Here is a 21,100-nt window from a genome sequence, read left to right as displayed (position 1 = left end):
GGTCTACGAGGGGCGGCTTGGCCGTGCGGATCGGGAAAGGATGGTTGGAAGTGCAGACGGCCGCCGGGGCGAGCGGGGAGGGGCCCGCCGGTTGATCCGGCGCGATAAACTGCTATCTTCGATGCTCCTTTTCGTCAGCTGTGTGATTTCACAGGGTTTTATACAAGGACAGAATTCATGGAACAGATTATTTCACCGGCAGATGCCCTGCCGGGACGACGCGAAGCGATGGTGATTGGTCAGCAGCATGCGGTGAATGGCAACCCGACCCAGGGCCCCTGGCCCGAGAACATGGAGATCGCCTGGTTTGGCATGGGTTGCTTCTGGGGTGTGGAGCGCCTGTTCTGGCAGCAGCCGGGCGTCTACTCTACCGCGGCCGGTTATCAGGGCGGCGTGACCCAGAATCCCACCTACAAAGAGGTGTGCAGTGGCCTGACCGGCCATGCCGAGACGGTGCAGGTGGTGTTTGATCCGGCGGTGATCAGCTACGGCGACCTGCTCAGACTGTTCTGGGAGCAGCACGATCCGGCGCAGGGGATGCGCCAGGGCGGGGACATTGGCACCCAGTATCGCTCGGTGATCTTCTATGGCGACGAGAGTCAGCAGATCATTGCCCAGCAGAGCATGGCGGCCTACCAGCAGGCGATGGCGGCAAGCGGCGACAGCCGTGCCATCACCACCCGCATTCTGCCGCTGGCGCCCTTCTACTACGCCGAGGATTACCATCAGCAATATCTGGAGAAAAACCCGGATGGTTACTGCGGATTGGGTGGCATTGGAGTCTGTTTGCCGCCCAGCCTGAACCGCTGAACAGGTTTGTAGTCGATTTCTTAATAAAAGTGAAAATAAATGGTCGGAGGAGGGAACTTATTGCGACCAGTCGGGACTAACTAGGTAGCGTCCAGGGATCGGATGCAAAGTCCAGACACATTTCTTGCCTTGATAACCGCCTGATGAATGAACGCACTGGCGGGTTGAAAATGATAGCAAGCAGGGCTGCCCACCAAGGCGGCCCTTTTCCTTATCTGCTGCTTTGAAATCTTGCGCTGGGCGGGAGAGCCGGACGGCAGATCAGCCGATGGCGCTGTCGAACAGGTTCTTGATGAGATCGATAAACTCGATGAGGAAGGTTTTCTGTTCCGGGGTCGGGGCGCGCAGCCAGACGGCGGAGAGCACCTCTTCCAGGTCGGCGACCACGGCGTCGGCCTCCTGCATGATGGCGAAACGCACCTTGGGATCGAGCTGGGGATTTTGCTCGCAAATGGCCATCAGGTTGCTGGCAACACGGCCACTGACCAGATCTTCGATGGTCTCTTCACCATCGTTCTGCTGCTGGGATTCAAACAATCCCAAACTCTCCACCAGATACTCGATCAGCGAGATATAGCCTTCACTTTCTACCACCATGGTTGCTGCCTCAATACAGTAACAATACGAAAATTAAGCGTATTTTAGTGGCTTGCCCTAGCTTGGCAAGCAGCAGTGCAGGCGATGGCGAGTAAAACTGACTCCGCCCCGCTCCACGCACTCCAGCCCGGTCAACGTAAAGCCATGTCGTAAAAATAGCTCATAACTGAAGGCGCTGGCCTCGGTGGTGATGAGGGTCATACCGAGCCCTCTGGCCCCCGCGAGCGCTGTGGTGAGCAGCAGATTGCCCAGCCCTTGGCGCTGATGGTCGGCGCTGACATAGAGCAGGCTGAGGTGGCCATCGGGGCTCAGGGTGACAAAACCGAGGGGCACATTTGCCTGCTCCGCTACCCAGCCGTGGTGCTCGCGCAGTTGGCTGACAAAGCCCGGATGTTGTGAACCGAGGGCCCACTGCTCCACCTGCTCGGCGCTGTAGTGCTCGGGGCCGCTGCGTCGCACCGCCTGCTCAAACAGGGTCACGAGGGCGGGGATATGTGCCTCGCCAAGGGGGACAATGCAAAGTGCTGGACTAAGTGCTGGGGTCATAAGGTTGGGCCGTCAGTAGGGGGGAGGGGGCGCGGCGCCTGTGGTCGTTTGGCTTTGGGCAGACCCGCGACAACCCGCTCATAGGAGTGGTGCACCCAGCCCTGCCACAGATCATCCGGCAAGGTGCTGTTCAGGGTCACTGTGTTCCAGTGTTGCTTGTTCATATGCCAGCCCGGTTTGACCTCGGGGTGGATCTCGCGCAGCAGCAACGCCAGCTCGGGCTCGCATTTGAGGTTGATGGTGAGCGGCTCGGCCTGCCAATCCACCAGCGCGAACATCTTGCCCGCGATGCGGTAGACCAGGATCTCCGGGCCAAACGGGGTATCTTCGGTGGCGCCCGGCAGGGTCAGCAGAAAGTGGCGCAAACGGGTCAAATCCATGGAGAGTTCTCGCGCAAGGGGTGATCCGGGTCATGTCAGGCGCATATCTATCGGCGGGCCTGTTCTGTTAATATGCGCGCAGCCGAGTATACCCCCCATCACCAAGGGAGCCTATTGGATGTTGTATCACAAGACTTTCGAACTGGGTCCCGAGCGGGATTGGGTGGTGTTTGTCCACGGCGCCGGTGGCAGCTCCTCCATCTGGTTCAAGCAGCTGCGCGCCTATCGCGAGCACTTCAATGTGCTGCTGCTGGACTTGCGCGGCCACGGCCAGTCTCACCAGCTGCAACAGGTGGTCAAGGGCCACTACAGCTTTCGGGAAGTGACCGAAGATATCGTTCGGCTGCTCGATCATCTCGATATCCGCCGCGCCCACTTTGTCGGCATCTCCCTTGGCACCATCCTTATTCGTCATCTGGCCGAGCTCTGCCCGGAGCGGGTGAAAAGCATGGTACTGGGGGGCGCCATCTTGCGGCTCGATATCCGCTCGCGGGTGCTGGTGCAACTGGGCCGACTCGGCCAGCACTTCCTGCCCTATATGTGGCTCTACCGGCTGTTTGCCTTCATTATCATGCCGCGCCAGCACCATCAGGAATCGCGCAACCTCTTTGTACGCGAGGCCCGCAAGCTCTGCCAGAAAGAGTTCAAACGCTGGTTCCGCCTCGCCACCGAGGTTAACCCGCTGATGCGTTACTTCCGCGAACGCTCCCTGCCCATTCCCACCCTTTATGTGATGGGGGAGGAGGATCATATGTTTCTGGCCCCGGTGCGCGAACAGGTGGCCCGCGATGCCAGCTCCTCGCTGGCGGTGATCCAGCAGTGTGGCCATGTCTGCAATGTGGAGCAGCCGGAGCAGTTTAATCGCCGTACGCTGGCATTTATTCAATCGCTAGGCAGCGGGAGGAAATAACTAGTTATCTCAAATTGTTACTCAGAGCTGGAGATATTCGAGTAAAGATTTTTTCTGTGGTGTATTTTCTATCGGTTAGGATGTGGTGTGCCTACTCGCCGAATAAATAATCTTAACCTGATAATTGAAAGAAACCCCGGAATAAAATTTTTTGCCGGGGTTTTATAATGTTAATGTCAATTGAGTATGCACTTCTTTGACGTTTAGGTAACTAACTGTTAAGGTAAGTCCTCACCGCCTTTATATAAGGCACCATTACAACGCTTTATTCGTAAATAACCGTATCGGCAACCTTTTATTACGCCATATTTCTCAATGGCTGCAATGGTATAGTTAGAGCATGAAGGCGTGTAAATGCACCGTCTATTATGAAGATGGCGTAAATGTTTCTGATAAAATCGAACAGCCAATATTGCAATTATCTTCATAACTCTTTCTCAAAAACACAGACTAACCAAGCTCCTTTTCCACCCCCACAGCCAGCGACGGTAACTTCTCTAAAATCACTAGAATGTAAACGCCATCCACTTTCGGCATATTGATTAAGGAAAGCTTGAAATTGTTCACAGCGTTTAGAGTCCCATCCATTATCTTTCGCACCACAACCTGATACGGTAGGGATAAATGTATCAACTTTATATGTGAAAGGCATAATAACTCCTGAGTTCAACAAAGTACGGGTTTTCTAAAGATTAAGTTAGATTGTTTTTGTATCAAGGAGCGCGTTATAAATGTGCTGCCCATAATCAACCTAAACAGATGCACTCACAAAATACGGTATTTCAATAGATTAATTCGTATATCTACCTTTTATATACTGATGGTAGTATTGACCAACTGAACGTGCAGTTACAAAAGACCTGAAAATGGGTTCTGGAACATTATAAAAAGTATACACAGGAATGCTCTCTTCGAAATCAATAAACATTTGCATAGACTCCGCATTGTAGCCAACGCGACGAATTGCAGTTGAATTTACATGTATCCATTCAGTCATGTTTTTATCCTTTGATTATTATCGGTTCTAGGTTGACTTGTTATCAACTTAATGATTTTCATATGTTTAATAACAAGCTGCAGCTAATTTAGGCGGACTGGTTGTACTGCCGCAATTAGAGCTGGAACATCAATATTATTTAGCTTTCCATTCTTTAGCTTTTTATGTAAATATGGCCCGAATTTTTGCGTTACATAAATGTTGTCCATCCAGCGACGGAATTCTCCAAGAGCATCTACGGGGTAAATCCATGCCATCGGATCTTTTTGAGGGAAATCAATAGGAAAGTTATGACGGTGTTTTATTCGCTCACCATATTTATGGTTTAGCGCATGATCACTCCAGTGCTTTCCCCATGCGATACCAACGCTAATGTCAGGCATTGTTTTGCTGTCAAACGGCATACCGTTTCTAATGCTGGAAATTATTAGGTTAGCAATTTCAGAGAACACACTAAAATAGCCAGATGGCAATTCATTGAGAGTTATTCTCTCATGAAATACTTTCCAGTAATGTGGTATTGCATCTTCAGGGTTATAACCGGTGTGTTCATATATAAATGTGCGAAGTGTTAATTTTGCAAGGCTACGGTAGTTACGTTTTGCTTGTTCTTGAGGTATTTGTGAGTCGAAAGCATAATACTCAAGGATTGCCATGCAATTTGTATCATTAATAGCATGGTAAGTTTTGCCATCAACAGTAATTGGCACATAAAGATTATTTGGATCACCTCCTTGCTCTAGAATTAGTCTCTCTATAGCTTGGCCACGAGGCTTAGTGCGTAAGTCAATTTGCCAGTCTTTTACTAGAGTAATAATGACACTCGGCGCTACACCACAAAGTGTAGCCAAACCTCTTGCGCCAAGGTAAGGGGTTCCATCATTCATAACTCCCATTTCAATACCATCAGGAGCTGTATGCCTGACAGAAGATAGTTGAAGTTTATATTGCTCCATGGATTCCTCTTTTTAGTATCATTCTATGAATGAATATGTTTATTTAAATTTCAGATGATGGCGTTAAACATTGTGATGATATTTTCCTATCAGCCAAAAGATTACTGCTGCATGAATTTTCAGCCTTTGGCATGCTGTTTTAAACCCAATTAAGGCGGGCCAATCCATACGCTTTTCCTAGCTGCTTTTGGAACCTTGAGTGCCGGATGAGAAAGATATCAAACGGCGATCAATTTAAGTGAGTAAAAAGTTAGTTATCGCTCGGATTTTGAAAGGTTTTTTGACGAGGATCAGACTAGAGCCAAATTGGCTGCGGGTTGAGTGGGTCAGGGGAGTTCAATAAATAGACAGATAAGGCAACCTTGACGACTGGCGTCAAGTGACAGAAGTGGCTGGGCAATATCACGGTTATGCCCTGTTATAAGGGTGATTTGTTTTTAGGTCATCGAGCAGACCGGCCACGTTTGTCGAGGGGGTTCAGTAGCCGGTCATCTCCAGATAGCCGACCCCCTTGGCATCCCCCGAGATAGAGACCGCCCCCTCCCAGTAGTCAAAGCGACCTGTCATGGCCTGATTGGGCTGACGGGCTTTGATGGTGAGGCTCATTCCGGCGGCGTTTAGCTGCCACTCAACGGGGTAATCCTGCCCCTTGGGGCCGCGCCAGGTGTTGCCCGGCGTAAGGTGAATCGCGTCGGGGGCGAGCACCCGGCTGCTGCCATCCCGCTCAATCAAGATGCCGTAGCGGTTCTCGGGCTCAGTGCGTCCCGATTTGGTGCGCAGGCGAAACAGCATCAGCTCGCGGCCATCGGCCAGTTGCAGCGAAAACCAGTCCCAGCCCGATTGCCACTCCGCCAATACCGAGCTGCTCCACTCGTGATCAAACCACCCTTGTCCGCTGACGGTGCGGGTTTCGCCATCGCGAGTCAGGGTGCCGCTCAAATGCAGGCGTGGGTAGGAGTAGTAAAAGGAGGCGTTGCCCGGGCTCTTCTCGCTGTAACCGGCCTTGCCTTGCAGCACCAGCGGCTTGGCGGCAGTGACGGTGAGGTTCAGCTCGCCAATCTTGCTCTGCACCTTGAGGGTGGCGGGGAAGAGCGCCTCCCCTTGCGAGGCAAGCCGCCACTCCCTGAGCCAATATTGGCCGCCGTTGGCTCCCGCCAGCCCCGGCCCCTGCCGACTGGCCCGTTCATCTTGCTGGTGGCTGCCACGGTCGAGATCCGTGATGGCAAACTGGGCCAGCCAGAGCTGGGGGGTGAGCCAGGGGTTGCTGGTGCGGAGTTCTTGCTCGATACCTTGGCGAAACAGGGTCCACTGCATGCCATATTCACGCCCCTCCTCATCCTTGAGGTTGCCGGTGAGATACCACCACTCGGAGCGGTAATCGGGGTGGGCGGCGTGATCCTCCGGCAGTGTGATGGTTTGCCCCGGCTGCACCTTTTTAAAGCTGTCGTTGCCACCGCCGAGCAGGGCGCCCAGATCGCTGGCCTGCGCGCTGCCAATCATGGCAATCAGCGGGATCAAGAGGGCGGCGAGCCACAGGGGCCGTAAGGAGGACAAGCTTCCCCTCACCCTGGCCCTCTCCCGAAGGGAGAGGGGATGGTTCAATGCCGCACTGTGATCTTCTCTGCGCTGAAGAAAGGGCGGAGAGAGGGACGTGGTTAATGGGAGCTGCAAGCCATGGTTGAGCCAGTGCGCTAACCGATATGTCATACCACTCTCCTTGCTGCATACCAGGAGGCCAATGCGCCACAGACTGGCGCCAGCAACAGGGCGGTGACCGCATGAAGGGGGGCGGCCTCGAAAGCGAGGCGCCAGCCAAAGGCGCGTGGGTTAACCACCTCGATCAGCACCCAGGCGAGGCCATACCCCACCGGCAGTGCCAGCAGGGCGGTGAGCAGCCCCAATCCCGCCCCTTGCCACACCAGCAGCTGGCGGCAGTGGCGGGGGCTCAAGCCCAGACTCTGCAAGGTCTGCAGCTCGCCACGGCGTGCCAGCCCCAGCACCATAAAGGCCGAGCCGATCCCGACAAAGGCGATGCCGAGGATCAGCAGTTTCAATAGCTCGGTCACCACAAAGGTCTGGTCAAACACCTTGAGCGCCGCGCTGTGAATGGCGGGGGCGGAGAGCAGATTGAGCTGCTCGCCATAGCGCTCGCGCAGGCGGTCGGCCAGCTGCTCGGGGTCGTTGCTAAAGAGGGCGAGGGATTGCACCGCTCCCACCTCGAATGCGTGCAGGATCTGCCCCTTGTCGCTGCCGTAGTCCTGATAGACGCCGGTGACGGTGAACTGCCTTGGCCCCTGCTCGCCGCTCACCTCAAGGGTCTGTCCTACCTTGACCCCGAGGCGCACCGTCAGCGGCTCGCTCGCCAGCACTTCGTCGGGACGGGCGGGCCAGCGTCCGGCCAGCAGCGGATAGGCCGCTTTAAGTTGGGGGATAAAGTCCATCTGCGCCCACTCGATGGGCTGCCCCTGCCAGCGGGCAGGATGCACCGAGCGGCGCGAGGCGGCGCTCACCAGCGGATTGGCGAGCAGGGCCTTAAGGGTTGTATCGCTCAAGGTGCCCTTGTTGCCCGCCACCCCCTTGGGGGCGGTGACGTAGAGATCGGCGGCCAGACGCTGGCCGAGCCAGATCTCCACGCTGGAGCGAAAACTCGACACCATGACCCCGATGCCGATGGCCGCCGCGATGGACAGCTGCAACGCCATCACCGCGATGGCGGTGCGATCGAGGTGATAGAGGGTCTCGGCCACCCCGAGCCGGGCGGTGAGGGGGCCGCCCGCGCGCCGTCGCAACCAGCCAAGCAGGCCGCGCAGGGCATCGGGCAGCCAGAGCGCCATGGCCAGCAGCCAGCCGCCGGCGATAAAGAGGGCGCCACTCAGACCCGTTTGCGGCAGCCAAAGGCACAGAGCGCACAGCAGCAAGATGGCGATGGCCAGCACGCGCCGTCGCCACGGGTGAGCGGGGGGGCGGCTGCTGCCGGCACGCAGTTCGAGGGGGGATTGGCGCAGCAGTTGCCACCAGCCTGGCAGGTTGGCGGCCAGCGTGCCGAACAGCCCGATCAACTGCGCCTTGAGCAGGCTCACAGGGGAGAGGCGAAGCAGATCGATGGGGTTGGGCCCATAGAGATCGGCCAGCGCCTGGGTCAGTTGCCCCATCAGCGCCAGCGCCAACAGGCTGCCGAGCAGCACCCCGAGCAGGGTGCCGATGGTGGCAAGAATAAGCAGCTCCAGAATGAGCCAGCGGAGCACCCGGCTCGGCCCCATCCCCAGAATGATCAACTGGGCCAGCTGGGGGCGGCGCACGCTCTGCACAAATCTTTGGGCGTTGAACACCAGAAACAATCCCACCGCCATGGCGAGCAATGAGAGCGCCGTCAGGTTAAGGGCCAGTGCATCGCCAAGCTGGCTGGCATCGAGCGCCGGGCTGATGGGCTCAAGCCACAAGGGCTGGTTCAGGTAATCGGTTTGCAGGGTGGCCTGCAGGGTGCGAGCCTCTGGTTCGCTTAGCTTGAAGACGATGCGATCGAGCCGACCCGCTTTGCCCAGCAAGGGCTGGGCGAGGCCGATGTCGGTTATCAGCAGCCGCTCCATGGGCACGGCGCCCGGTTCAAAGGTGCCTGCCAGCGTCAGGGTCAGGGTTCGGGCACCATCTCTGCCGCCCAATACAAAGCGGCGGCTCTGGCCCGCTTGCCAGCCAAGGCGATCTGCTTCGGGGGTCGCCAGCCAGATGCTGTCGGCGCGGTTGAGGGAAAATGCGGGTTCGCTCGCGGGTTGGGCGCCAAACAGCTGGCGCAGGGGGCCGGGGTTGAAGAGATCCATCCCCAGCAGTTGAAAGCTGCGCCCCTCTTCATCCTTGAGCCAGCCATGGAGCTGGGGCATGGCATCGAGGGCGGGCTGGCTGGTCACCAATTGCACGTAAAGTTGTTCATCCAGCCCGCCAGCGGGGGCCAGCCGGTAGTTGGCCTCCCCTGCCAGCTGGCTGCGGGCTGCGACAAAGTTGGTGCGGGCACTGTGATTGAGCAGCTCGATGGCCACCACCAGCGACACCCCCAATACCAGCCCGGCCAGACTCATCAGCAGCAACCAGGGGTGGCTGCGATAGAGGCGCAGCAGCGCTTTGAGTGGCAGCATCAGCGTGTCTCCGGCTGGCGCAGTTGCCGCTTAGTCATGACGGGGCCCCTTGAGCTCGATAAGTTGCCCCCCTTCAAGGCGCAGCACCCTGTCGGCCAGTGCTGCATAGGCGGGGTTGTGGCTCACCAGCAGCAAGCCGGCGCCAGTGCCCCGCACCGCCGCCACCATCAACGCCATCACCTGTTCGGCATTGTGCTCATCGAGGCTGCCGGTGGGTTCGTCGGCGAGCAGCCAACTGGGTTGATGGATAAGGGCGCGGGCCAGCGCCACCCGCTGTCGCTGGCCGCCAGAGAGCTGCTCCGGCCAGGCATGGCGCTTGTGGTTCATATCGAGCCGGTGCAGCAACTGGTCAATCTTTGTCTCATCCGGCGGCATACCGTTGATAGCGAGCGGCAGGGCCAGATTCTCGGCCACGTTCAGGGTCGGCAGCAGGTTGAAATCCTGATAGACGATGCCGAAATGGCGGCCCCGCAGGCGCGCCCGCTCGTCGGGGGATCGGGTGTCGAGCCGGGTCTCCCCCAGCCAGATCTCCCCTTCGTCCGGTGCAATCAGCCCGGCGATCAGATTGAGCAGGGTCGACTTGCCGCAGCCGCTTTGGCCCAGCAGCAGGGTGATCTCGCCAGCGGGGAGGGCGAGATCGAGATGGTGGAACAGCGGCAGTCGTTCACTGCCGTTATCGAAGCTCTTGCAGAGGTTGCGCAGGGTCAGCATGGGATAACCGTTTGATGGTCAATGGCTTTCATCATGCTTGGTACGCTAGCACGGCCAGCAATGATCAACACCCCTTACGGTTGATCAAGAGTGCCAGTTAGTGATCAAGGCGGCAAAAGAGCAGTGGATCCTCGCTGGATCCCGCTTGCCCGAGGTGGTTAGAATAGGGGCTTCCATGGGTCACAGGATGAGCAAGGATGTTACACAAGCAAGTCAGTTTTATCATCGATAGCAAGGGCAACAAGCAGGCTGCCGTCGTCCCCATCGAGATCTACAACGAGCTGATGACCCTGCAAAAGGCACTCTCTGACAACCGGCCGGGGGAGCGCGAGCTTTACCACTTCAACGGCAAGGGGGCCGAGGCCCACGGTTATCCGGTGGGCAAGCGGCAAAATCCGGGCTTTATGGTGCTGGCCGGTTCCACCGCCAATGGCGAGGATGCCGCCTCTTTGCGTGAAGCGGTGATCGAGCTGCGTCACGAACTGCTGGAGAAGGGGGTCATAGTGCCCCGCAGTCAGGGCGGCTTTGTCTTTACCGCCGATCAGCTGTTCAACAGCCCGAGTCTGGCCGCCAGTCTGGTGGCGGGCAATAACCGCAGCGGTCTGGATGCCTGGCAAAACAGCGCAGGCTATACCCTCAAGCAGTCGGGTTTCGGCAAGAAATAATCCCGCGTTTCGACAGCAAACCAATTAAGCGTTAATTGACCTGGATGAATTTTTCTTTTCATCCAGGTGCTAGCATCATTGCCAGATGGTTCTAAAAGGAAGAGACCATGTCTGCGCTCACCCCTGTTATTTTGCTGCTGTCCCTGTTTATCCCTCCCGCCCATGCCAGTAGTGGCCCTGTTCTGTTGACATCCTCCTCAATCGGACTTTTTTGTGTCGGATTGTTTGTGTTGGCCTACGCCCTGGTGATGGCTGAAGAGTATCTGCAACTGCGCAAGTCCAAACCCGTGCTGGTGGCCGCCGGGGTGATCTGGATCCTGATCGGTATCGCCTATGCACAGCAGGGTATGAGCCCTGCGGCCGAACAGGCCTTCCGCCATACCCTGCTGGAATATGCCGAGCTGATGCTGTTCCTGCTGGTGGCGATGACCTATATCAACGCCATGGAGGATCGGCGGCTGTTCGATGCCCTGCGCGCCTGGCTGGTGCGATCCGGTTTTCACTTGCGCACCCTGTTCTGGTTGACCGGCGGGCTTGCTTTTTGTATTTCGCCGGTGGCAGACAACCTGACCACTGCGCTCTTGATGTGCGCCGTGGTGTTGAAGGTGGCCAACGGTGATCGGCGTTTTGTCAATCTTGCCTGCATCAACATAGTGATCGCCGCCAACGCCGGAGGGGCGTTCAGTCCCTTTGGCGATATCACCACCCTGATGGTGTGGCAGGCGGGCAAGGTGCAATTTGGCCAGTTCTTCACCCTGCTGATCCCCTCTCTGCTCAATTTTCTGGTCCCGGCCATCCTGATGAGCCTGATGGTGCCGCGCCATGTGCCGGAGGCTGATAACGAGGTGGTCGATCTAAAGCGGGGGGCCCGCCGCATCGTCGCGCTGTTCTTGCTGACCATCATCACGGCGGTGCTATGCCACAGTTTCCTCCACCTGCCACCCGTACTGGGCATGATGCTGGGGCTCGGCTATCTGCAGTTTTTCGGCTTCTATTTGCGCAAGTCGCTGCCACGATCCCTTGCCCGCAAGCGTGCGCTCTATGAACGCAATGGTGATGAGGTGCGGTTGCGCAGTCTGGGTTCTGTGGTGCCATTTGACGTGTTCAACAAGGTGGCCAAGGCGGAGTGGGATACCCTGCTCTTCTTCTACGGGGTGGTGATGTGTGTCGGTGGGCTGGGCTTTATGGGGTATCTGGAGCTGGTCTCACACTGGTTGTATGACGCTGGGGATCCCACCATGGCCAACATCTTCATTGGGGTCTTGTCCTCCGTCATCGACAACATTCCCGTGATGTTTGCCGTGCTCTCGATGAACCCGGATATGGCGCTGGGGCAGTGGCTGCTGGTGACCCTGACCGCCGGAGTGGGCGGCAGCCTGCTCTCCATCGGCTCTGCGGCCGGGGTGGCCCTGATGGGACAGGCCCACGGCATGTATACCTTCTTTGGCCACCTGAAGTGGCTGCCTGCCATCTTGCTCGGTTATCTGGTGAGCATAGGGGCGCACCTCTGGCTCAACAGTGCCCAGTTCTGAACGTCCGGGCGCCAGTACGAAAGAGGCTTCCGTTGACGGAAGCCTCTTTCGTTTTCCTGACAGGAGGGAGGGGGATCAATCGCCTCGCTTGCCGGTCAGCAGCCAGTAACTCAGGGTTGAACCCACGCCGCAGCAGGCGATGGCGATGGCCATGGGCAGCGGCGAGTGGGGCGGATTGAGGTTGACCAGAATACCGACCAGGGCGCCGATACCAAAGCGCAGGGTGCCTGCCAGTGCCGATGCGGTGCCCGCAGATTGGGGGAAGTGGCCCATCAGGCCGGTCATGGCGTTGGCGCCCACCAGACTGATATGGCCGACAAACAGCACCACCGGAATGACGATGCCCCACAGGCCGCCGGTCTGGCTCCAGGCGTTGTAGACCAGCAGAGCGCCCGCGCAGGGCAGCACCAGCAGACCGTATTGCAGCATCCGCTCGGCGCCCACCCCTTTCACCAGTCGGCTGTTGACGAAGGTGACCACCATCATCAGCAGAATATTGAGGCCAAACAGCCAGCCGTAGTGCTCGGTCGGCACCTTGAAGTACTCGATATAGACGTAAGGGGAGCCGCTTAAGAAAGCGAACATGCCGGAGCTGGAGAGGGAGCCGCACAGCACATAACCCATGGCGCCGCGATGGGAGAGCACCCCCCAGTAGTTTTTGAGGATCTGGCCCAGATTAAGCGGCTGACGGTGCTCCGGTTTCAGGGTTTCCTGAATTTTCCACTGCATCACCAGACAGATCAGCAGGCTGATCCCCACCAGCAGCCAGAAGATCACCCGCCAGTCGGCGTGGGCGCTGATATAGCCGCCCACCACAGGGGCCACCAGCGGCGCCAGGGTCATCACCAGAATGACGAACGACATGGCGCGAGAAAACGCATCCTTCTCGAACAGATCGCGCAGCAGGGCATTGACCACCACAGAGCCCGCCGCGCCGCCCGCCGCCTGCAACATCCGATAGGCCAGCAATTCAGGCAGGGAGTCCGCCATGGCACAGCCCACCGAGGCGATGGCAAACATCACCAGCCCCGCCAGGATCACCGGCTTGCGGCCATAGCTGTCGGCCAGCGGGCCGTAGAAGAGCTGGCCGATGGCAAAGCCGCCCAAAAAGGCGCTGATGGTGAGCTGGGCGCCGTCGATGCTGGTGGCCAGATCCCGGGCGATGGCCGGAATAGCGGGCAGATACATATCCACCGCCAGCGGGGTCAGACCCGCCAGAGCGCCGAGCAGGATAAACAGGAAACGGGGGGAGAGGGCGGCAGCCTGAGCTGTTGGCGATTGGGGCATAGGGTGTCCAGTTGATGCGAAACGTCGGGTTGAAAAGCGCGAAAAAAGCAGTCTATCAGTTTTGTCGCAGCTATGGATCCGGTATGGCGAGCCAGAGTCCGGGCTCGGCGGCAAAGCGCGGGGCAGACCAGTGCTGGCGCACCGCAGTGGGCATTTCGCTTGCGGCAATGGGGCGGCGACTGAGGCGGCAGGCTCCCCGAGAGAGCGCCAGCGCCGCATCCCCCTTGTACCAGCCGTCCGTGACCGGCAGTGCCGTGGTCTCCCGCAGCAATCTTACCCCCCACTGGGTCACCAGCGCCGGGCACGTTGTTTCTGCCAGCCTTGCTGCCTGCACCATGGCGGGCGGACGGGGCAGGGTGAAGGTCGCGCCGAGCAGCAGCAATCCGGCGACCGCGGCCACCCACTCAGCACGGCGCGGCAGCCAACCCGCCAGCAGCACGAGACCGAGCAGGGTGATGGGGGCCAGATGGCGGGGATTGTCGGGGTTCTGGCCAAACAGGGTCCAGAGCAGCAGGGCGAGCCAGTAGAGTGTCCAGAGTGGGGAGAGGGCGGCAGGGTGGTTTTTTGCTCTTTGCCAAAGCGGCAGTACCAGCAAAGCCGCCATCAACAGCGGCCAGAGCGGGGTGAGCTGATCGTTGAAGGTGCTCGCCCAGCTCAGCAGCCGATCGCCATGGGCCGCCGCCGTGTTGCCCCACAGGGTAAAGTGGCCGTCGGTAAAGCGGCGCCCCTCGCTGAAGTAGGCCCAGCCATCGGCCTGCCAGACAAACAGCAGGCTGATAAGCCCCACCAGCACGATGGAGAGCACAAACCTGACGCGGGTGCCCTGCTGCGCCATCCCGAGCCAAAGCGGCAGCAGGGCCAGCACAAAATAGGAGGGGCGCAGCGCCAGCATAAGGCCCAGTAACAGACCCGCCAGTGCAATTCTGCGCTGCTGCAAGGCCAGCAGCGTTCCAAGCCAGGCGGCGAGCGCGGGTCCATCCGAAAGGCCGGAGAGCGCCAGCGTCGGGGTGAGCGGCAGTGCCAGCACCAGCAACCAAACGGGCGCCAGCAGGCTTGGCCGTTGCCACAATCTCATCGCCAGCAAGGCGGCGAGCGGCGCCAGCAAACTGCTACCGAGCAGGCTTGCCCACTGCACCGCACGGGCCGGATCGTCTACCGCCAGATTGATCAGCCGCGCCAGCCAGATAAAGGCGGGGTAGCCCGGAAAGTGGGGGGAGAACTCCAGCACGCTAAAGCGCGTCACCCCGTGGGCAAAATTGAGGGCATCGTCGGAATCGAGGGCCACCGGAAAGGCCAGCAGCCAGCCAAGCCAGGCCAGTTGCAGCAGAATGAGCAGCCAAATGGTGGTGGAGAAGGGGGAAGGCCAACGCCGATACGTTGCCTTCCCCCTCATCCCCAGCCCTTCTCCCGCAAGGGGAGAAGGGGGCAAACCGGCGTCCGGGTGCATTTATCGGCTGGCCGTGCGTAGGGTGGGTAGAGCGAAGCGAAACCCACCGTTTGTCACAGCGAGATGGCGCAATGATTGGCAGGTTGCCATCAAAGCGGTGCCAGCACGGCCATCAGCGCTTTTTCTGCATCGCTAAAGGCGGCGGCATTGGCAGGCTTGGCACCCACCCCGAATACCCCCGGGTTGCCGATGGCATCCAGCACCTTGGCCAGCGCCTGCTCGGCCGCCTTGCGATCCCCTTCGTTGAGAGAGGGGAGGATCAGATCGAGGAAGCGCTTGCTCTTGACCACCAAGACTTTGGCGGTCTGGTAGTCGCCAAGATTCTGGCTGGCCCCTTCCAGGCGGCGCTCGATCTCCGCCTTGTAGGCGCGGTTGAGCAGGGCGGCGGTGGCTGCGGCATCTTTGGCCTTGATAGCGGCGCCCAGCGGCCCTTGCAGCTCCACCTTGTGGTGTTGCTCCAGATAGGTCAGCTCCTCGGCAATCTCGCTCAAGGTAGCGCTGGCATCCTTGCCGCCAGTGGCGGCGCCCAGCAGTGCCTCGCGGGCGTCGATCAGTGGCTCCTTGCCGGCGGCGGCGTAGGAGTAAGCCTGCGCCTGCCCGCTGAGTGTCAGCAGCAGGGTAAGGGCGAGTAAACCCGGGCGGATGGTCATCCTGTTCTCCTTACTTATGCCAATGGCGCGGCACTCAGGCCACGCTCTGGGTTTCAATCACGGTATTTTCGTTGCGATGGTTAAAGGTGTTGCGGCGTCTGTCTACCTGTTGGACACCGACAAGCCTCACGCCACGCTCTGGGTTTCGATCACGGTGTTTTCGTTGCGATGGTTGAAGATGGCGTGGCGTCTGTCCACCCCATCGATCACCATGTCGGCGGCCATCATCCCCATCTCCATGGCGGTGTCGGTGAAGATGTAGCGGAATGTCCCCTGACGGCCGGTCATGATGAGGTTACTGATCGGCATCAGCGCCTTGATGGCTTCGTTGCGGCGCGCCTGATAGCCGAGATCCATCAGTGGATAGGCGTATTCGCTGCGGGCTTCGAAGGTCTCTTCACCAAGCTTGGCGGTATCGACGCCAAGGCTCGCCAGATCGGCGGTGACCCGACCGCGCAGGTCAGAGAGCGGCGCCTGCCAGGTGGCATCCCCCGGATTGCAGGGGATCTCCAGCATCACCGAGGTCTGGCCCTGTGGCGCCATAAAGGGGCTGCGGCGGCGCGGCTCCTGCAGGCGGGTGGCCAGAATGTGGGGGTCTGAGAGGTACTGCCAGGTGTTGTCCGACAGGTTCTCTGTTTTAAGCGGCATATTGACGAAGCGAAGCGACCGGTAGTGCAGATCGCACGGCAAGCCAAGATGCTGGCAGGTGAGCGGCAGCGGCAGGGTGGAGATCACCTGATCAAAGCGTTCGCTCTGTTCAATGTCATCTTGTTTCCAATACACCCGTTCGATGCGGCCATCGGCCTGCTCAAGGCGGGTGATGGTGGCGCCAGTTTTGAGCTCAACGCCCTCTGCCACCAGTCGCTCCCCCAGAGTGGTGAATATCTGGCCGAAGCCATATTTGGGGTAGCGGTATTTACGGGCATAGGTGCGCACCGAGATACTCCCGTTGCGTTTTGGCAGCAGGCGGCGGGCCACGTCTTTGAGATCGATGAGGCTGATGCGCTGGCCGGCCCAGTCGGCGGAGAGCTTGTCCGGATTGATGCCCCACAACTTGCCGGTGTAGCCCTCGAAAAACTGGCAGTAGAGGGTGCGACCGAAGTGGCTCTGGATCCACTCGGCAAAGCTCGCCTTGGCAAAATCATCCGGCTTCTTGCTAAAGGGCAACTGCAGCAAGTCTTTCACCGCACCGGCCATCAGGGCGAGCGGCGCCGTCTTGAGCAGGTTGGGCAGGTTCAAGGGGTAGTCATAGGTGCGCCCGCCAAAGCGGATCACGCTCTTGCGTTCGGCGTGGAGCAGGTCATCCCCCATCAGCTCGTCGATAAAGGCGAGCAGCTCGGGGTTTTTGGTGATAAAGCGGTGACCGCCGTAGTCGAAGCGATACTCCCCATCGCGCCCCTTGAAGGTCTGGGTGGCGCACATGCCGCCGACCACCGGCTCCTGCTCGAACAGGGTGACGGCAAAACCGGCGCGGCGCAGGCGCCAGGCCGCCATCAAACCGGCGGGGCCGGCACCCAGTACCGCAATGCTTTTCTTGTTGTTATCGCTCATGACCTATTCCGAAACTGCTTGATAGATAAGGGAACCGCGCCAAGGCGCGGCTCCCGAATGGTGTTATTACCCCGTGGCCTTGCTACCACATGGCATGCGGGCTCAGCCCTTGCTGGATGCGGAGCTCACCTGCGGGCGATAGCTGCGCTGCCAGAGGGTAACGAAGATCGCCAGATAGAGGGCCCAGGTCAGCAGCTGCAAGCCAGCGGGTGAGGCATTGTAGCCAAACAGGGCGCGCAAGAAGGTACCAAATACCCCCTGATCGTCGAGAATGTGGCTGATATCGAACACCGGCGTGGTCCAGAAGGTGATGATGTCTGCCGCTTGCAACATGTTGACGGCGGACGAGAGCAAGCCTGCGGCGATGATGATGATAAGCAGGCCGGTCCAGCGGAAGAAAGGGGCCAGCGCCACCTTGCGGGTGGAGCGCAGCAGCCCCCACACCAGCGCGATGGAGACCAGCAGCCCCGCCAGCGCGCCCATCAGGCCGGATTGCAGATCGACCCCTTGGCCCGAATAGAGCAGGGCGGAGAAGAAGAGCACGGTTTCAAACCCTTCGCGCATCACCGCCAGGAAGGCGAGCAGCACCAGACCAAACAGGTTGCCGCCATCGATGGCCGCATCGATGCGCGCTGTCATGGCCCCCACCTGGGATTTGGCCTGTTTTTGCATCCAGATCGCCATATAGGTGAGCACCAGAGTGGCAAACATCAGGATCCCCGCCATCAAGAGGTAGTTGTAACGCTCGCTCTCGAACTGGCTCACCACCACCTGGAACAGGAAGGCGACGACAAGTGAGGCGATAAGGCCAAGCCCCACCCCCAGATAGATGAACTTGTTGTAGCGGCTCGCCCCCAGCTTGGCGAGGTAGGAGAGGCAGATGCCGACCAGCAGGAAGGCTTCCAGCCCCTCGCGCAGGGTAATGAGAAAACTTGCAAACATCAGGATTGAGGCTCCGTAGCGGGCGTGACGGGAAGAGGCTGCAAGGCAAGTTGCAACCGATTTAGCTGCACTATGGGTGGCTCCGGCAAGCTCGGCTCGGCGGCGCGCACCGCATCATTGACCCACTTGGGGTAGGTGCGGAAATTGAGTTTGATATCGGCCTTGAAGGGCCCTTGGGCTTCTGCGGGCAGCGGCCAGACTTCATCGCGCCAGCCATCGGCCGGAATGCGGGTATCTTCCAAGAGCTTGGCGTAGCGCCAGAACTTGAGCCCCACCGGCTTGCCCTCTGCATCACCGAATACTTTGCGAAACAGTCGCGCATCTTCAGGGACAGCGCCATCCACCGGCTGGCCGCTGGCAAGCACCACCTTGCCGCTGGCGTCGGTGACGGTCAGCTCCAGCCATAGTTCACGAAAATCGGCCACCCCGGTGGGCAGGGCATGGCCCGCGCCGGTATTGGCGACCCGCACCACCAGCTGCTGACTATCGGCAGCCTGTTCGATACGGGCGGAGAGGGTCGCGCTGGAGCGCAGCAGGGCCAGACTCTCCTGTTCAAGGTCGGGATTGCGCAGCCCCACCAGCTGGTGCTGGGCACCAGTAAAGTTGTGGCGATAGAGCCGCGCCTTCATGGTGCCGTTTTCGGTGGACTGGCCCGCCACCGGCGCACCGCCATTGCCCGGCTCCGGGTTCATATGGCAGTCGATACAGGTGCGCCGCTTGGCGGGATCGTCAGAGTTCGCGAAGCTGGATTTTTCCCACTCATCCCAAGTGTTGACGATATTAGCGCCGGTGCCCGGTGCAAACTCGTTGTGGCACGACTTGCACAGAGCCGCGTCGCGGTAAAAATCTTTCTGATAGGAGGCTTTGTGGGTCGCCGGACGGGCGTTGATCTGCCGCTCGGCCAGCCAATGCTGGAGGCTGCCGCCCGGGGCATCCTCGAACACATAGCTCTCGCGGTCTTTCAAATTCACGGTAAAGGCGCTGTTGCCGCCCGCGTCTTCTACCTTGGTGATGCGATGGCAGAGCACACAGCCGGTCCCTTCCTCCACCACAGGTTCGCCAGCCTTGTGGGCGGCAATCAGCGAGGCGCCGCCCTGCTCGAACATGTGGGAGCCCTTGGGCAGGTCCAGCTGGCCTGTCATCACCTGCTGGGGCATATGGCAGCCTTGGCACCACTGACCGAACGCTTCCCCTTCGGTTTCGCGGGCCAGCGCCTGCACCACCTTGTAGTAGGGATGGGAGTTGCCCATTAGTCGGTGGTTGCTCTCGCTCCAATCTTTGAAGGCCTGTTGGTGGCAGTTCTGGCAGGAGGCGGAGTTGAGCCACTCCTTTGGGTGAGTGGTCGGCGCCTTGGCGGGATCCGTGCGCGGGGCATCGAGTCGCAGCCAGTTGGCGAGATAGGGGAGGTTGCCATCAGCGGTTACAAAGGCATGCAAGTCCTCCATCATCGCCTTCACCTCGGGCTGGGGCTTCGCGGGGTCAACTGCCTCGGCCCTATCACGGGTGTCATGGCCCATGCCGCCCTGGGTCTGCTGGGTCATGCGCAGGTATTCGCCGACAAAATCCCCCGCCACCATGTTGGTGAGGTTGGCGTGGCCGTTGATGGCGTTGTCGCCGCTCTTCTGGCGATGGGCCGCCATCAGATAGCGGTTGGTGAAATTGAACCCGTCCAGATGGCAGGAATTGCAGCTCATCCAGTTGTCTCCCGCCATGGGGAAGCGTGAGTTGGACGCTGTGTTACCTAGGTTGAACAGCCGCTCGCCGCGCTGAAGCGGCTCGGGGCGCGGATCCGTCTCTACCAGTTTGGCGAAGTGGGGCGCATCGACGGTGACTCGGGCAAACGGGCCGCTGCCGCCGCTATTGAGGAGTGTGAGATCCTGTCCCATGGCGTTGTGCACCAGAATATGGTCACCGTCGATCAGCAGATCCCGCGGATTCTGGCCCGGCAGGTGACGCAAGAGCTGGGTCGCCTTGGCGCCCCCCTGAAATTTCTTGCGGCGGTGGCGGTTGTTGTTGGACTTGCCGCTGCGGGAGAGGTCAAACACCAGCAGATCTTCCGAGCCCGCCAGGGTCAGATAGACCCGCTTGCCATCGGCGGCAAATCGGGCTGCAAACGGGTTGGAGACGATCTGGCTGCGGTTGCCGACGCTGGGCAGATTGATCTGCAAAAAGAGCTGCTTTCTTTCATCAACCCGCTCTTTCTCCTCATCGAGATCGATGATGGAGACGGCCGGAAAGACGGTGCTCTGAAACTGGAAGGGGTGGCTGAAGCTCCACAGTACATGGGGCAGCCAGGCTTCGCTGCCATCAGGGGAGAGGGCGATGCCATCGAGCAGGCGCGGCAGGCCCTGGGAGTCGCTCGGCGTGTCGCTGTGGGTCTCGGCCAGGGTGATGAGCTTGGGCTTGGGAAGCGAAGCCGCCTTGGCGCCGTGGCCAAGCTTGGCGAGATCATAGATGGCGAGCTTGCCGGTCATGGCGTGGGTCAGCAGCAGGCGATCGTCGTTGGTCAGGGCTAGTCCACGGGGAGTCTCGGCGGTTTCTGCATCCAGCTGGAGGTTGCCCGCGGTGTCGTAGGCCTGCAGGCGAGCGGATTCGAACAGCGTCACCCAGAACCACTGCCGTTTGGCATCGAAGATGACCCCATAGGGGTGATGACCGGTGGGGATCGCCTTTTCCAGATCGAGATCATCATCCAGCAGCAGCAGGCGATCACCGCTGTAGTCGGTGACCAGCAGAGTGCCATCATCGGCGCGGGCTAGCTGGCGCAGATCGCCACCCAGCTGCACCTCTTTGAGCCGCTTGCCGCTATCGCGCTCAAGCAGGGTGACCGAGCCAGCGCTCAGGTTGGCGGTGACGAGGCGCGGGGCGCTTCCCTCCTCATAGGCGAGCATCCCTGAACTCATCTGCTGGGCAAACGCGAAGGGGCTGGCCAGCAGCAGGAGGAGGGCCAGCAGGGGTGACAAATATGCAGAGAACGATGACTTCAGCATGG

The 21,100-nt window shown here is 59.5% G+C and carries 20 protein-coding genes; 4 read left to right on the top strand and 16 right to left on the bottom strand.

The window, feature by feature from the left end:
• The first annotated feature begins 177 nt into the window (after positions 1 to 177).
• Positions 178 to 810, top strand: coding sequence for a peptide-methionine (S)-S-oxide reductase MsrA (gene msrA, locus AB5Z05_RS10895; protein ID WP_005352745.1), 633 nt, complete (start codon positions 178 to 180; stop codon positions 808 to 810).
• 261 nt (positions 811 to 1,071) lie between these two features.
• Here msrA and AB5Z05_RS10890 read toward each other — a convergent pair whose 3' ends face one another.
• From AB5Z05_RS10890 to AB5Z05_RS10880, 3 genes are read right to left on the bottom strand one after another with little or no spacing between them, the layout of a single operon-like run.
• Positions 1,072 to 1,407, bottom strand: coding sequence for a DUF3802 family protein (locus AB5Z05_RS10890; protein ID WP_005333735.1), 336 nt, complete (start codon positions 1,405 to 1,407; stop codon positions 1,072 to 1,074).
• 57 nt (positions 1,408 to 1,464) lie between these two features.
• Positions 1,465 to 1,953 (bottom strand): GNAT family N-acetyltransferase, encoded by a 489-nt coding sequence (locus AB5Z05_RS10885; protein WP_075115141.1) that lies wholly within the window; start codon positions 1,951 to 1,953, stop codon positions 1,465 to 1,467.
• Positions 1,950 to 2,333, bottom strand: coding sequence for an MmcQ/YjbR family DNA-binding protein (locus AB5Z05_RS10880; protein WP_019446158.1), 384 nt, complete (start codon positions 2,331 to 2,333; stop codon positions 1,950 to 1,952). The genes AB5Z05_RS10885 and AB5Z05_RS10880 overlap by 4 nt, the downstream gene beginning before the upstream one ends.
• Before the next feature lie 118 nt (positions 2,334 to 2,451).
• Between AB5Z05_RS10880 and AB5Z05_RS10875 the strand changes: the two genes are divergently transcribed.
• Complete coding sequence (locus AB5Z05_RS10875; RefSeq protein ID WP_158112256.1) at positions 2,452 to 3,243, top strand: alpha/beta fold hydrolase; 792 nt, start codon at positions 2,452 to 2,454, stop codon at positions 3,241 to 3,243.
• Positions 3,244 to 3,461: 218 nt separating this feature from the next.
• Here the strand turns inward: AB5Z05_RS10875 and yidD are convergent, their stop codons facing one another.
• The 7 genes from yidD to AB5Z05_RS10840 all read right to left on the bottom strand — a co-directional run bounded on the left by yidD (position 3,462) and on the right by AB5Z05_RS10840 (position 10,034).
• The gene (gene yidD / locus AB5Z05_RS10870) at positions 3,462 to 3,671 is read right to left on the bottom strand and encodes a membrane protein insertion efficiency factor YidD (RefSeq protein ID WP_129503840.1); all 210 of its coding nucleotides are present in this window, start codon (positions 3,669 to 3,671) and stop codon (positions 3,462 to 3,464) included.
• Complete coding sequence (locus AB5Z05_RS10865; RefSeq protein ID WP_129503841.1) at positions 3,668 to 3,895, bottom strand: DUF4177 domain-containing protein; 228 nt, start codon at positions 3,893 to 3,895, stop codon at positions 3,668 to 3,670. The genes yidD and AB5Z05_RS10865 overlap by 4 nt, the downstream gene beginning before the upstream one ends.
• Positions 3,896 to 4,033: 138 nt before the next feature.
• On the bottom strand, positions 4,034 to 4,240 hold the full coding sequence (locus tag AB5Z05_RS10860) for a KTSC domain-containing protein (RefSeq protein ID WP_201950553.1): 207 nt from the start codon (positions 4,238 to 4,240) through the stop codon (positions 4,034 to 4,036).
• Positions 4,241 to 4,323: 83 nt separating this feature from the next.
• The gene (locus tag AB5Z05_RS10855; RefSeq protein WP_368151479.1) at positions 4,324 to 5,196 is read right to left on the bottom strand and encodes a hypothetical protein; all 873 of its coding nucleotides are present in this window, start codon (positions 5,194 to 5,196) and stop codon (positions 4,324 to 4,326) included.
• Positions 5,197 to 5,673: 477 nt separating this feature from the next.
• Positions 5,674 to 6,714: a lipocalin-like domain-containing protein gene (locus AB5Z05_RS10850; RefSeq protein WP_368151553.1), complete on the bottom strand. Its 1,041-nt coding sequence runs from the start codon at positions 6,712 to 6,714 to the stop codon at positions 5,674 to 5,676.
• Between the two features lie 185 nt (positions 6,715 to 6,899).
• The gene (locus tag AB5Z05_RS10845; protein ID WP_368151477.1) at positions 6,900 to 9,323 is read right to left on the bottom strand and encodes an FtsX-like permease family protein; all 2,424 of its coding nucleotides are present in this window, start codon (positions 9,321 to 9,323) and stop codon (positions 6,900 to 6,902) included.
• Positions 9,324 to 9,353: 30 nt separating this feature from the next.
• Positions 9,354 to 10,034, bottom strand: a complete 681-nt coding sequence (locus AB5Z05_RS10840; RefSeq protein WP_342400942.1) for an ABC transporter ATP-binding protein — start codon at positions 10,032 to 10,034, stop codon at positions 9,354 to 9,356.
• Positions 10,035 to 10,231: 197 nt separating this feature from the next.
• Here AB5Z05_RS10840 and AB5Z05_RS10835 point away from each other — a divergent pair, with 197 nt between their 5' ends.
• Both AB5Z05_RS10835 and nhaD read left to right on the top strand, forming a co-directional pair.
• On the top strand, positions 10,232 to 10,699 hold the full coding sequence (locus AB5Z05_RS10835) for a DUF4357 domain-containing protein (protein ID WP_005333716.1): 468 nt from the start codon (positions 10,232 to 10,234) through the stop codon (positions 10,697 to 10,699).
• Positions 10,700 to 10,806: 107 nt separating this feature from the next.
• Positions 10,807 to 12,231: a sodium:proton antiporter NhaD gene (gene nhaD / locus AB5Z05_RS10830; protein ID WP_005352707.1), complete on the top strand. Its 1,425-nt coding sequence runs from the start codon at positions 10,807 to 10,809 to the stop codon at positions 12,229 to 12,231.
• A gap of 75 nt (positions 12,232 to 12,306) precedes the next feature.
• On the opposite strand, the gene AB5Z05_RS10825 is transcribed toward nhaD, so the two are convergent.
• The 6 genes from AB5Z05_RS10825 to AB5Z05_RS10800 form a co-directional block, all read right to left on the bottom strand.
• Positions 12,307 to 13,518 (bottom strand): Bcr/CflA family multidrug efflux MFS transporter, encoded by a 1,212-nt coding sequence (locus tag AB5Z05_RS10825; protein ID WP_042055658.1) that lies wholly within the window; start codon positions 13,516 to 13,518, stop codon positions 12,307 to 12,309.
• Between the two features lie 70 nt (positions 13,519 to 13,588).
• Positions 13,589 to 14,854, bottom strand: a complete 1,266-nt coding sequence (locus AB5Z05_RS10820) for a hypothetical protein (protein WP_368151551.1) — start codon at positions 14,852 to 14,854, stop codon at positions 13,589 to 13,591.
• A 200-nt stretch (positions 14,855 to 15,054) separates the two neighbouring features.
• The gene (locus tag AB5Z05_RS10815) at positions 15,055 to 15,615 is read right to left on the bottom strand and encodes a hypothetical protein (RefSeq protein WP_139732316.1); all 561 of its coding nucleotides are present in this window, start codon (positions 15,613 to 15,615) and stop codon (positions 15,055 to 15,057) included.
• A gap of 126 nt (positions 15,616 to 15,741) precedes the next feature.
• On the bottom strand, positions 15,742 to 17,166 hold the full coding sequence (locus AB5Z05_RS10810; protein WP_368151475.1) for an NAD(P)/FAD-dependent oxidoreductase: 1,425 nt from the start codon (positions 17,164 to 17,166) through the stop codon (positions 15,742 to 15,744).
• A 102-nt stretch (positions 17,167 to 17,268) separates the two neighbouring features.
• Positions 17,269 to 18,108, bottom strand: a complete 840-nt coding sequence (locus tag AB5Z05_RS10805) for an FTR1 family protein (RefSeq protein ID WP_368151473.1) — start codon at positions 18,106 to 18,108, stop codon at positions 17,269 to 17,271.
• Positions 18,108 to 21,098, bottom strand: coding sequence for a YncE family protein (locus AB5Z05_RS10800; RefSeq protein WP_368151471.1), 2,991 nt, complete (start codon positions 21,096 to 21,098; stop codon positions 18,108 to 18,110). Before AB5Z05_RS10800 ends, AB5Z05_RS10805 begins: the two co-directional genes overlap by 1 nt.
• Between the last annotated feature and the right edge of the window lie 2 nt (positions 21,099 to 21,100).

Origin of the sequence: Aeromonas sp. R2-4 (assembly GCF_040908365.1) — a bacterium.
Classification (GTDB): Bacteria; Pseudomonadota; Gammaproteobacteria; order Enterobacterales; family Aeromonadaceae; genus Aeromonas; species Aeromonas veronii.
The sequence above is the reverse complement of the archived record's forward strand: the minus strand, read 5'-3'. Positions and strand labels throughout refer to the sequence as shown.

Bases quoted from the DNA above. Each gene is read 5' to 3' on its own strand.
- AB5Z05_RS10855 (WP_368151479.1), bottom strand. From the start codon at position 5,196: ATGGAGCAATATAAACTTCAACTATCTTCTGTCAGGCATACAGCTCCT.
- AB5Z05_RS10865 (WP_129503841.1), bottom strand. From the start codon at position 3,895: ATGCCTTTCACATATAAAGTTGATACATTTATCCCTACCGTATCAGGT.
- AB5Z05_RS10800 (WP_368151471.1), bottom strand. From the start codon at position 21,098: ATGCTGAAGTCATCGTTCTCTGCATATTTGTCACCCCTGCTGGCCCTC.
- AB5Z05_RS10880 (WP_019446158.1), bottom strand. From the start codon at position 2,333: ATGGATTTGACCCGTTTGCGCCACTTTCTGCTGACCCTGCCGGGCGCC.
- yidD (WP_129503840.1), bottom strand. From the start codon at position 3,671: ATGAAGATAATTGCAATATTGGCTGTTCGATTTTATCAGAAACATTTA.
- AB5Z05_RS10810 (WP_368151475.1), bottom strand. From the start codon at position 17,166: ATGAGCGATAACAACAAGAAAAGCATTGCGGTACTGGGTGCCGGCCCC.
- AB5Z05_RS10875 (WP_158112256.1), top strand. From the start codon at position 2,452: ATGTTGTATCACAAGACTTTCGAACTGGGTCCCGAGCGGGATTGGGTG.
- AB5Z05_RS10825 (WP_042055658.1), bottom strand. From the start codon at position 13,518: ATGCCCCAATCGCCAACAGCTCAGGCTGCCGCCCTCTCCCCCCGTTTC.
- AB5Z05_RS10815 (WP_139732316.1), bottom strand. From the start codon at position 15,615: ATGACCATCCGCCCGGGTTTACTCGCCCTTACCCTGCTGCTGACACTC.
- nhaD (WP_005352707.1), top strand. From the start codon at position 10,807: ATGTCTGCGCTCACCCCTGTTATTTTGCTGCTGTCCCTGTTTATCCCT.
- AB5Z05_RS10890 (WP_005333735.1), bottom strand. From the start codon at position 1,407: ATGGTGGTAGAAAGTGAAGGCTATATCTCGCTGATCGAGTATCTGGTG.
- AB5Z05_RS10840 (WP_342400942.1), bottom strand. From the start codon at position 10,034: ATGCTGACCCTGCGCAACCTCTGCAAGAGCTTCGATAACGGCAGTGAA.
- AB5Z05_RS10860 (WP_201950553.1), bottom strand. From the start codon at position 4,240: ATGACTGAATGGATACATGTAAATTCAACTGCAATTCGTCGCGTTGGC.
- AB5Z05_RS10805 (WP_368151473.1), bottom strand. From the start codon at position 18,108: ATGTTTGCAAGTTTTCTCATTACCCTGCGCGAGGGGCTGGAAGCCTTC.
- AB5Z05_RS10845 (WP_368151477.1), bottom strand. From the start codon at position 9,323: ATGCTGCCACTCAAAGCGCTGCTGCGCCTCTATCGCAGCCACCCCTGG.
- msrA (WP_005352745.1), top strand. From the start codon at position 178: ATGGAACAGATTATTTCACCGGCAGATGCCCTGCCGGGACGACGCGAA.
- AB5Z05_RS10885 (WP_075115141.1), bottom strand. From the start codon at position 1,953: ATGACCCCAGCACTTAGTCCAGCACTTTGCATTGTCCCCCTTGGCGAG.
- AB5Z05_RS10835 (WP_005333716.1), top strand. From the start codon at position 10,232: ATGTTACACAAGCAAGTCAGTTTTATCATCGATAGCAAGGGCAACAAG.